The organism is Vibrio sp. Sgm 5, from assembly GCF_026241575.1.
GTDB lineage: Bacteria > Pseudomonadota > Gammaproteobacteria > Enterobacterales > Vibrionaceae > Vibrio > Vibrio jasicida.
In genome coordinates this window covers 26,529-34,826 of the sequence record NZ_JAPHPY010000055.1, presented here as the reverse complement: position 1 = coordinate 34,826, position 8,298 = coordinate 26,529, and the positions used below count along the sequence as shown (strand labels likewise).

Annotated in this window: 11 protein-coding genes; 1 reads left to right on the top strand and 10 read right to left on the bottom strand. The window is 39.9% G+C overall.

Annotation, left to right across the window (positions count from 1 at the left end; genetic code table 11):
• Positions 1 to 196: 196 nt before the first annotated feature.
• The 9 genes from OQJ86_RS22365 to OQJ86_RS22295 form a co-directional block, all read right to left on the bottom strand.
• Positions 197 to 541 (bottom strand): hypothetical protein, encoded by a 345-nt coding sequence (locus OQJ86_RS22365; RefSeq protein WP_143692574.1) that lies wholly within the window; start codon positions 539 to 541, stop codon positions 197 to 199.
• A 161-nt stretch (positions 542 to 702) separates the two neighbouring features.
• Positions 703 to 1,425: a hypothetical protein gene (locus OQJ86_RS22355; RefSeq protein WP_265990990.1), complete on the bottom strand. Its 723-nt coding sequence runs from the start codon at positions 1,423 to 1,425 to the stop codon at positions 703 to 705.
• A gap of 154 nt (positions 1,426 to 1,579) precedes the next feature.
• Positions 1,580 to 1,936: a hypothetical protein gene (locus OQJ86_RS22345; protein ID WP_263180722.1), complete on the bottom strand. Its 357-nt coding sequence runs from the start codon at positions 1,934 to 1,936 to the stop codon at positions 1,580 to 1,582.
• A gap of 124 nt (positions 1,937 to 2,060) precedes the next feature.
• Positions 2,061 to 3,215 carry a YaaC family protein gene (locus OQJ86_RS22340; RefSeq protein ID WP_265990978.1) on the bottom strand — a complete coding sequence of 385 codons (1,155 nt, stop codon included), beginning with the start codon at positions 3,213 to 3,215 and terminating at the stop codon, positions 2,061 to 2,063.
• Between the two features lie 158 nt (positions 3,216 to 3,373).
• Positions 3,374 to 4,207: a hypothetical protein gene (locus OQJ86_RS22335; RefSeq protein ID WP_265990976.1), complete on the bottom strand. Its 834-nt coding sequence runs from the start codon at positions 4,205 to 4,207 to the stop codon at positions 3,374 to 3,376.
• Positions 4,208 to 4,341: 134 nt separating this feature from the next.
• Entirely contained in the window at positions 4,342 to 4,719 is a 378-nt protein-coding gene (locus OQJ86_RS22325; protein ID WP_265990970.1) for a hypothetical protein, read from the bottom strand.
• A gap of 140 nt (positions 4,720 to 4,859) precedes the next feature.
• Entirely contained in the window at positions 4,860 to 5,306 is a 447-nt protein-coding gene (locus tag OQJ86_RS22315; protein ID WP_265990966.1) for a hypothetical protein, read from the bottom strand.
• A gap of 147 nt (positions 5,307 to 5,453) precedes the next feature.
• Positions 5,454 to 6,023 (bottom strand): hypothetical protein, encoded by a 570-nt coding sequence (locus OQJ86_RS22305; RefSeq protein ID WP_265990964.1) that lies wholly within the window; start codon positions 6,021 to 6,023, stop codon positions 5,454 to 5,456.
• Positions 6,024 to 6,157: 134 nt separating this feature from the next.
• On the bottom strand, positions 6,158 to 6,574 hold the full coding sequence (locus OQJ86_RS22295; protein ID WP_265990962.1) for a VOC family protein: 417 nt from the start codon (positions 6,572 to 6,574) through the stop codon (positions 6,158 to 6,160).
• A 234-nt stretch (positions 6,575 to 6,808) separates the two neighbouring features.
• Here OQJ86_RS22295 and OQJ86_RS22290 point away from each other — a divergent pair, with 234 nt between their 5' ends.
• On the top strand, positions 6,809 to 7,771 hold the full coding sequence (locus OQJ86_RS22290; RefSeq protein ID WP_045398113.1) for an integron integrase: 963 nt from the start codon (positions 6,809 to 6,811) through the stop codon (positions 7,769 to 7,771).
• A 46-nt stretch (positions 7,772 to 7,817) separates the two neighbouring features.
• Here OQJ86_RS22290 and OQJ86_RS22285 read toward each other — a convergent pair whose 3' ends face one another.
• A complete protein-coding gene (locus tag OQJ86_RS22285) occupies positions 7,818 to 8,291 on the bottom strand; it encodes a DUF2947 domain-containing protein (protein ID WP_038866471.1) in 474 nt (157 codons plus the stop codon).
• Positions 8,292 to 8,298: the final 7 nt, after the last annotated feature.

The following is an 8,298-nucleotide window of genomic DNA, read 5'->3' as shown; positions in this document are numbered from 1 at the left end:
AGAGCTGCTCCAAAGGAATACTAAAGTGATACTATTCTATCACTTTGAGTATAGCAAGCTCCATGACGGCTAACGCCTTGTTAAGGTGTGAGGCACGCAATGCCTAAGCCTCTGCATATCACCTTAACCACTAAAACCAACGCATAGTAAAAATGCCACGCGTGCCGAATCACTCTTGAACAATTTGTTATGCATATCACCTTTCTCGGATTTCAACAGTGTAATCGGGCGCATCTTCCCATTTGATTGTTTTAACGGCTCCAGTGCAGCCACTACGTGTCGTTCTATAACTTGTAATACCGGTAACCTTTTTATTCGTAAACCAAATGATTTTATGATCGTTATATCCAAAACCAGCTCCAGAGACACAGTATTGCCAAGCTTCTTTTTGCTGGTCAAATTGTCGATCATAAGGGAGCCCTAAAACATCTATTACTTTTTCTTTTGAATCTCCGGCATCAATTAGGATCGTTTTATTGTCTAGAGTACCGCACCCGCCTAGGGCAGCTGATATCAGGAGAGGCAACAAGAATTTTTTCATTAGTTTCTATCTCATATATCGATGTGTATGCATAACGTCCTGTTAAGGTGTGAGCAACGTAATACCGATGCCGCCGCATACCACCTTAAACACTAAAACCAACGCATAATAAAAATGCCACGCGTTGCGAATCACTCTTAAACAGTTTGTTAACTTGCGAACTAATTTTGAGCCAGTTCGCCAATCAAGTGCGTATTTTTGTTCATGAATTCTACGTATGAATCGCCATACTCAGTGAGACTGTATTCTTCATGATTCTTTTCTACTAATCCAACCCGCATCGGGTATGCTAAATAACTATGTAAATCAGTGTTCGAATACACACTTGGATTTCCAGCTTTGATGCCGCTAAAATAAGCTAATACTTCAGCAGCCGACATAGAACCATTATTGATTTTCATCTGATTGAAAAGGTCGAACTGAGAGCGATAGAGCACCCTATTTAAATCAACAAAGTATGCACGAGCTTGTGTGAGCGAAAGCTCTTTTTCCACCAGCTCAATGGTTTGCGCAGATGTTAGCTTAAGTGACTCTCTATGATTTTTTAAGTTATTAAGTAAACTGCGACTAAACTTTGTTTCGTTTAGCTTTTGACGCTCAAGAATTTCAGCGGCATCGTTACCTACAGGTGCAGGAGCTACAGCGTTTTCTTTAATGTTTTCAGGTGCAGTTGAAGCCTGTTTCGAATCAGAGAATTTAGCACTAAAACCAGCGGCTGAAACTTCGGTTACACTCCTATTATTAAACAAGCTTTGGAAAACTTGAGAAATTTTCCCACGAAGCAATACTGCTATTGTGATGCTTGCTATCGGCCATGCAACCACTTCTAGTAATCTGACAATATCGGCAGCACTCCAAAACAACTCTACTGACTTCTCCGTCATTGAAATACTCCTTAAGTTAAATAATCCACGAGCAAGTTAACGCCTTGTTAAGGTGTGAGGCACGCAATACCGAAGCTTCCGCATACCACCTTAACCACTAAAACCAACGCATAGTAAAAATGCCACGCGTGCCGAATCACTCTTGAACAATTTGTTATGCGCTTGAATCACACATGAAATTAACGTCTTCATCGATTAACCGATAACTTGTAACAGCTTTAATGTCGCCACAGCCTCTAACTAGAATATCTAGGCAGTCAAGGTGACCATTATTAACACTTAAAACAGTCTCTGCGCCCAGTTCCAAAGCTGAGGATTCAATTAGAGGACCAATAAAGTTTACTGTCTTAGGGTTAATTACGACATTACCTCGTTTTTCGAAGCATACGATAACACCAGCTCCCGTATATTCACGCTCTGATACAATTAGCTCAGAAATACAGTTGTTTTTGAAGTCATCTGGATAAGAGCTAAAAATAAATTGGATGATAGATTTTTCTAGTTCATTCATTTTACCGACTCACCTTTCTGGCGCATAACGCCGCATTAAGGTGTGAGCAGCGCTTGGCTACACTTGAGCGAAGCGAAAATGCCAAGCGTTGCGAATCACTCTTAAATGCTTTGTTATAAAACCGTTACACCAAACTCTGCATTGAGCCTGGTTGTGCTGTTCTATGTTTTTTGCCGGTGATTCGATCGAGCATCAACAACGGGATAACTTCTTCAAATGTCGTCAAATAATACTCGATCAGAGAACCGATGTTATCATAAGAGCCCGCCTTAATTTCATGCCATACATCAGGTGTATACCTGACTAAAATGCTTAAGCCATAAAGCAAAAAGAAGTGGCGAACTACAATATCGTTTACTTTTCCAAACATTGGTTCAATAAACATAGAACCAGTAAAACTTGATTTATAGTGTTCAATCGCTGACCACCAAAGCTGGCCTGTTTCATGATTAAGTTTACCGTTAAAAATAGATCGCTCAGAACTGTCCTCATTCGTCTCCATACGAATATCGTCTAACGGAATCTTAGTATCAAGAATAAGCTCCAAGTTAATTGGGTTGTCCAAGTTTTCGTAAATACTTACAAATGTAAAATCACGTTTAGGAAGAGAAAAGTTGAAGTTGCCTTTCTCTCTATTTTTTCTACGGATTTCGTCTTCATATCGATGATTTTCAGATGAGTGTCCGATATGCAAACACTTAGATGGCTCTTGGATGAAGGAGAAGAGAACAGGCTCCAGTTCAGGAATGTGTTGAAACAAATCTTTTATAGAAACACTTGGGTGCATTTCTAGCTCAGAAATGTCTTTTGCACGCCTGTCAGCAGCCCACTCTTTTGGCTCAAGTCCTAAATACTTAGCATAGGAATAGAAATGCCCACCTTTCAACCCGTAAATATTGTAGTCCAAAGGACTATCAATGCCTTTTAACCAAATAGCCAGTCCGTGACCTTGCTCAGTATGTTTTTGAATTGAAGCCAAGTCGCTCTGATTGTTTGGACTAGAAACCTGTTCAGCAATAGTTAACTGTAATAAAGCGTAATACCGAGAAAGAACCCAAGAATTAAGAGATGACGGTTTTTCTTGCCAGTACCCTAACGCTGAATCTATGGCAGAAGCTAGACCTATAGACTTTCGGTCAATAGTTTCTTCAGATAGTGAAAGGCTTTGTCTAGTACACTTGTCTTTAATTAAATTTCTGCAAACCTCGACACTTGTTAGTTGCTTTAACCTTAACCAAACGAGTTTGTTTGGATCATTTGCTATTATTGGATTTCCCATATCTCTCCCTTGGTTTTATAACGCCGCGTTAAGTAGTGAGCAACACTACCACCTTACTAAACCATTACACCGTAAACACAAAACTCAACTTGAATTTAAAATGCCGAGTGTTGCGAATCTGTCTTAAACGCTTTGTTATAAAATTTTTTCCACATGAATCAAAGAACATTCTTTTTAAGGAGCATAAGGCGCACATTATCAAACTCTAGAGTCATTGAAATAGCTCCGTCATGTTGGTTATCGGAATCAAAGGCTGTTAACCCTAAGCTTTCACCACCTAAATTTTCATAGCGTAAAACTGCTACCTCATATACTTTACGTGCAGCCAAAATATTATCTGAGGTTAAATCACGAACACGACGATGAACATTAGTTAATTGCTGGACGTACACTTTACTCGCTTTCAAAAGATCAGCTTTCTGTGGCATTTCTTTTAATGTTACTTTCTTATTTTTACTATTTTGGACTAATTGCTCTTTTGTCGCTAATAATGATATTTCGTTAACAATACCATCTTCTGTACGTTTAGAACTATGATTCAAGGAATGAACTGCAATACCATTATGTTGTACGTGATTTCTTAACATTTCCATAAAACGATACTCAAAGCATGAATCATAAGCTTCGTGAAAGTATTTTTTAGCGATATCGAGAACTTCTGGCTGATTAGTGAAAGTATCTCTTGCTGCTGAAGGTATTTGATCCACATACGTTTTGGTCGAAGTTAAAAGGTTTGCTAATCTACGCTCGGCTAAAATGCGGAAGTCAAATATCTTACTGTAATCCGCTGAATTAAATGCCTCTTGGAGTGCTAATTCATCACTAGCTTCAGACTCGAACTCTGCAAAGTTAGAATGCAAAATTTCAAATTTTTCCTCAATAGACAAACCACATCTGAGTACTTTTTTTGCATTAGTGATCTCTATGTATTCTGACTCACTGATTTCTAAAACAGGTACTTTACCTATTACATTCTTTTTCAAATAGTACATAACTCACCAAATTCTTATAACGCCCTGTTAAGGTGTGAGCAACGCTATACCGAAGCTCCTGCATACCACCTTAAACACTAAACGCAACGCATAGTAAAAATGCCACGCGTTGCGAATCACTCTTAAACAGTTTGTTAGCCATTTTCAACAGTTAAACACAATGTACTTAGATCACCTTGTCTATCCAATTTTGGAGTGACATTGAACTCTAGCTTTTTACCGCGTGATAATAATTCAAGTTTATATGAAGTAACTTTTATTGAGCTAGTTCCAATATGCCTCCTGAAACCGTCGATAACTCGGTCATCACTTATTGAAGCAGATTCTAATACCTCATCATGAAGATAGTTTTCATCATGCTTTTGATCTCCACTCACTGGTGATAACGTAAACCTTAGAATAGCTAAATCGTTGTCCAACTCAGATTCTGCAAGCTTAACTCCGATATTGTGCCCCGTATTACGATGTTGAAAATAAACACAGGTTTTTCCTTTTCGTAAACTGCGATTCATATTGACTCCATTAGATGGCTAACGCCCTGTTAAGGTGTGAGCAACGCAATACCGATGTCGCCGCATACCGCCTTAAACACTAAACGCAACGCATAGTAAAAATGCCGCGCGTTGCGAATCACTCTTAAACAGTTTGTTAGCTATTGTTTTTCAGACAATATTACTGATAGCTTATCTTCATCCAAATGCTTCTCTAAGCCTGCCATACCTGCAGTAACTTCAGGACTAGTAAACATTTCTTGGCCTGCCACTTGACCTAGGACTTGGAAACTACTTTGGAACGCTAAAGCGCCTTCATAAGCGATAGCATTCTTTGTTTGCTCCAAACATGATTCTGTTGTCAGACGCATGAAAAGATTAGCAACATTTTTGTTTGCTTCTTCCATTTGATCAGATGTAATTGAAGAGATTGTTTTCACCGCTGGATGTGCCGAAGCTGCAGAAAACATCCATTTAACAAGTTCAATCCTGTCGGCCTTAGTGGTGGAACTCACTAAGCATTTGGCCAACTCATCCGAATAAATACCGGCCAATGCGTTACTAGAAACCAAAAAACTCAACAACGAGCCCATAAAGACTTTCTTCATTTAAAATATTCCTTATATACCAATAATAGCTAACGCCCTGTTAAGGGGTGAGCAACGCAATACCAATGCCGCCGCATGCCACCTTAAACACTAAAACCAACGCATAGTAAAAATGCCACGCGTTGCGAATCCCTCTTGAACAGTTTGTTATGTGCGTTCCCTCAGTTTACACAACAACGCTTCTCCACAAATATCTCCATTTAAAATAGTATCAAGTCCCATTGTATAAGGACTCTCAATTAAACCCACTTTATACTCGATCTGGACTAACAACTCCCAAAATGAACTAAGCATGGAGGATATCAGTTCAGTGTTAAATGGATAAAACACCACCTTAGACTGTGAACGATAGTCATTGTGAGAAAGAACCTTGTTTCTGTATTCTTTAATGCGACTATCTTTAAACGTTCCTTTCACTTTTTCTAGCAACCCTGATATTTCGGGGTCTTCTGACAAATTTAGTTCCGTTACTAAAAGATGAAACGATAAGTTCTTATCCTTTCGATTATTAGCGGGATCTAACAAGCGCGATATAGCTAAATAGATACTATCTAGCAAACAAGATTGGAAGCGACTAAATACAAGTACTCCAGTACCGTTTAGAATTTCCTGACTGTCATCTTGCATATAGAGTTGTTTATATAACGTAAGATCAGTGTTTAGGTTACTAAGAATCAGCTTAATTTTTTCTATATCACCTGATTTAGGTAGTCCCATTTATTCCTCCAAGCACATAACGCCTTGTTAAGGGGTGAGCAACGCAATACCGATGCCACCGCATACCGCCTTAAACACTAATACCAACGCATAGTAAAAATGCCACGCGTTGCGAATCCCTCTTGAACAATTTGTTATGTGCGTTGCTCAATTTCTGCTTTATAGAGCTCTGAACCTACAGCTATCTCCCACAAGTACCCATCTGGATCAGAGAAGTAACCTGAAAAACCACCCCAAAACACAGCCTGTCCCTGTTTGACGATTTTCCCACCATTATCCTCAGCTTTTTTCAGCAGACTAAGCACTTCACCAGACGAACGAACATTTCTAGCCAGTGTAATACCGACAAAGCCTGATCCATTTGGTTCAACACCAACATCTTTTGCTAATTCGGATTTGGGAAACAGAGCTAATTCCGGACCATCAATATCCAGAAATACAATTTCATCAGATTGATAATCTGTGCGTTCTAATCCAAGTACGGCTTCATAGAACTTTGCGGAAACCTCGATATTTGATACACCCAATGTAATGATTGATAGTTTTCTCATTTTATCTCCAAGCACATAACGCTTTCTATACGGCTATATACCGCCTTTCAGGCACGCTACCGCCTTCTTTCATTCCAAAAGAAAACTGCATGCTAGCACTTATCTTTATGAAACAAATAGAAAATCAGTATGAATCTGTGTGCTCAACCACGCAATTAGACGGCGTGGTAAAGCCTAATCAGATGTAAGACGCTAAGTTTATAGAACTGTATAAATACCCATGTAAATTTAGTTATGAAAAGTCAGTTTTTGCTTAGCATAAAAGAACATATGATCGCACGTCACTATGCGAAGAAAACCATTGAGAGTTACATCTTTTGGATCAAACGATTCATCGTATTCCACCAGCTCGCTCATCCGTCTAAATTAGCTGAAAACGATGTTGAACGCTTTCTCAGCCATTTAGCGATAGATGAAAAAGTCGCCGTAAAAACACAGGCGCTCGCCCTGAATGCCATCTCTTTCTTGTACCGTGAGTATTTTAGAATGCCACTTTCACTTGATATGCGTTTTCAAAAGTCTCTGACAGAAAAGAAACTGCCAGTAGTGTTAACGAAAGCTGAAGTAAGGCGCTTCGTTCAGCATATCGATCCAAAATACAAACTACATATACAGTTACTCTATGGGTCAGGGCTAAGAGTCATGGAGTGTCTACGGCTAAGAATACAAGATATCGATTACGACTACGGAGCCATTCGTGTTTGGCAAGGAAAAGGGGGCAAAAACCGAACCGTCACACTCGCAAAGGAGCTCCACGCCCCCTTAAAAGCACAAATGAACTTAGCTCGCGACTACTATCAAAAAGATCGTCATGTTGCGGGCTATGCTGGTGTGTATATTTCAGATGGGCTGAGAAGAAAATACCCTGATGCGGAGCTAGATTTCAACTGGCACTTTCTATTTCCATCAACAAAATTAAGCCCAGACAAAGATACTGGGGAATTAAGGCGTCATCACATCAATGAAAGTGCTATCCAACGAGCAGTAAAGCGTTCAGCCAAAGATGCAAGTATCGAGAAGACCGTTACTTGCCATACTTTACGCCATAGTTTTGCGACTCATTTGTTAGAGTCAGGCGCTGATATTCGAACGGTTCAAGAACAACTTGGACACACAGATGTGAAAACAACCCAGATCTACACACACGTCATTGAGCGCGGCGCGGGTGGAGTGTTGAGTCCGTTATCAAACTTATAGAAAAACGAAAGCCACCGTACTGGTGGCTTCATAATTAGATTTGTGTTTAGCTGCGCTCCCCCAGTTTGACATTACCTTTCGAGTCAAACCACAGCGCTTCAGAACGACGCCGTCCAAGTAACATTGGACCATCATCGTAGAACAAAAAGTTCTTCCAGTACTTTTTAAAAATCGACCATTTAGTTTCAATCACGTTGTACTTCTCGTAGCAAAAATAAACCGTGACGTCGTCTTGCCAATCAATAAAAGTAATCACTTCTTCAGGAAGCCCTTGTTCGTCGTCTTCCCATGCAGCCATCCAATCAACCTCTTGTGACCAGTTCTGCTCTTTCATTGGCCAATCAGACGAGCTCAAGCGGTCCATATCAGGACTTTGTGCACTGACGTTCTCTTTCCAAAACTGCGCTGCACGTGCCTGACTCATCGGCTTGATAAAAGCGAGGTCTTCTTCTGGCACAGGCATCGACTGGTGAGTAAAAATCCATTTTCTTTGGTATTCGTCCAAAGGCAAATAAGACATTCAGTCT

Bases quoted from the DNA above. Each gene is read 5' to 3' on its own strand.
- OQJ86_RS22365 (WP_143692574.1), bottom strand. From the start codon at position 541: ATGAAAAAATTCTTGTTGCCTCTCCTGATATCAGCTGCCCTAGGCGGG.
- OQJ86_RS22355 (WP_265990990.1), bottom strand. From the start codon at position 1,425: ATGACGGAGAAGTCAGTAGAGTTGTTTTGGAGTGCTGCCGATATTGTC.
- OQJ86_RS22345 (WP_263180722.1), bottom strand. From the start codon at position 1,936: ATGAATGAACTAGAAAAATCTATCATCCAATTTATTTTTAGCTCTTAT.
- OQJ86_RS22340 (WP_265990978.1), bottom strand. From the start codon at position 3,215: ATGGGAAATCCAATAATAGCAAATGATCCAAACAAACTCGTTTGGTTA.
- OQJ86_RS22335 (WP_265990976.1), bottom strand. From the start codon at position 4,207: ATGTACTATTTGAAAAAGAATGTAATAGGTAAAGTACCTGTTTTAGAA.
- OQJ86_RS22325 (WP_265990970.1), bottom strand. From the start codon at position 4,719: ATGAATCGCAGTTTACGAAAAGGAAAAACCTGTGTTTATTTTCAACAT.
- OQJ86_RS22315 (WP_265990966.1), bottom strand. From the start codon at position 5,306: ATGAAGAAAGTCTTTATGGGCTCGTTGTTGAGTTTTTTGGTTTCTAGT.
- OQJ86_RS22305 (WP_265990964.1), bottom strand. From the start codon at position 6,023: ATGGGACTACCTAAATCAGGTGATATAGAAAAAATTAAGCTGATTCTT.
- OQJ86_RS22295 (WP_265990962.1), bottom strand. From the start codon at position 6,574: ATGAGAAAACTATCAATCATTACATTGGGTGTATCAAATATCGAGGTT.
- OQJ86_RS22290 (WP_045398113.1), top strand. From the start codon at position 6,809: ATGAAAAGTCAGTTTTTGCTTAGCATAAAAGAACATATGATCGCACGT.
- OQJ86_RS22285 (WP_038866471.1), bottom strand. From the start codon at position 8,291: ATGTCTTATTTGCCTTTGGACGAATACCAAAGAAAATGGATTTTTACT.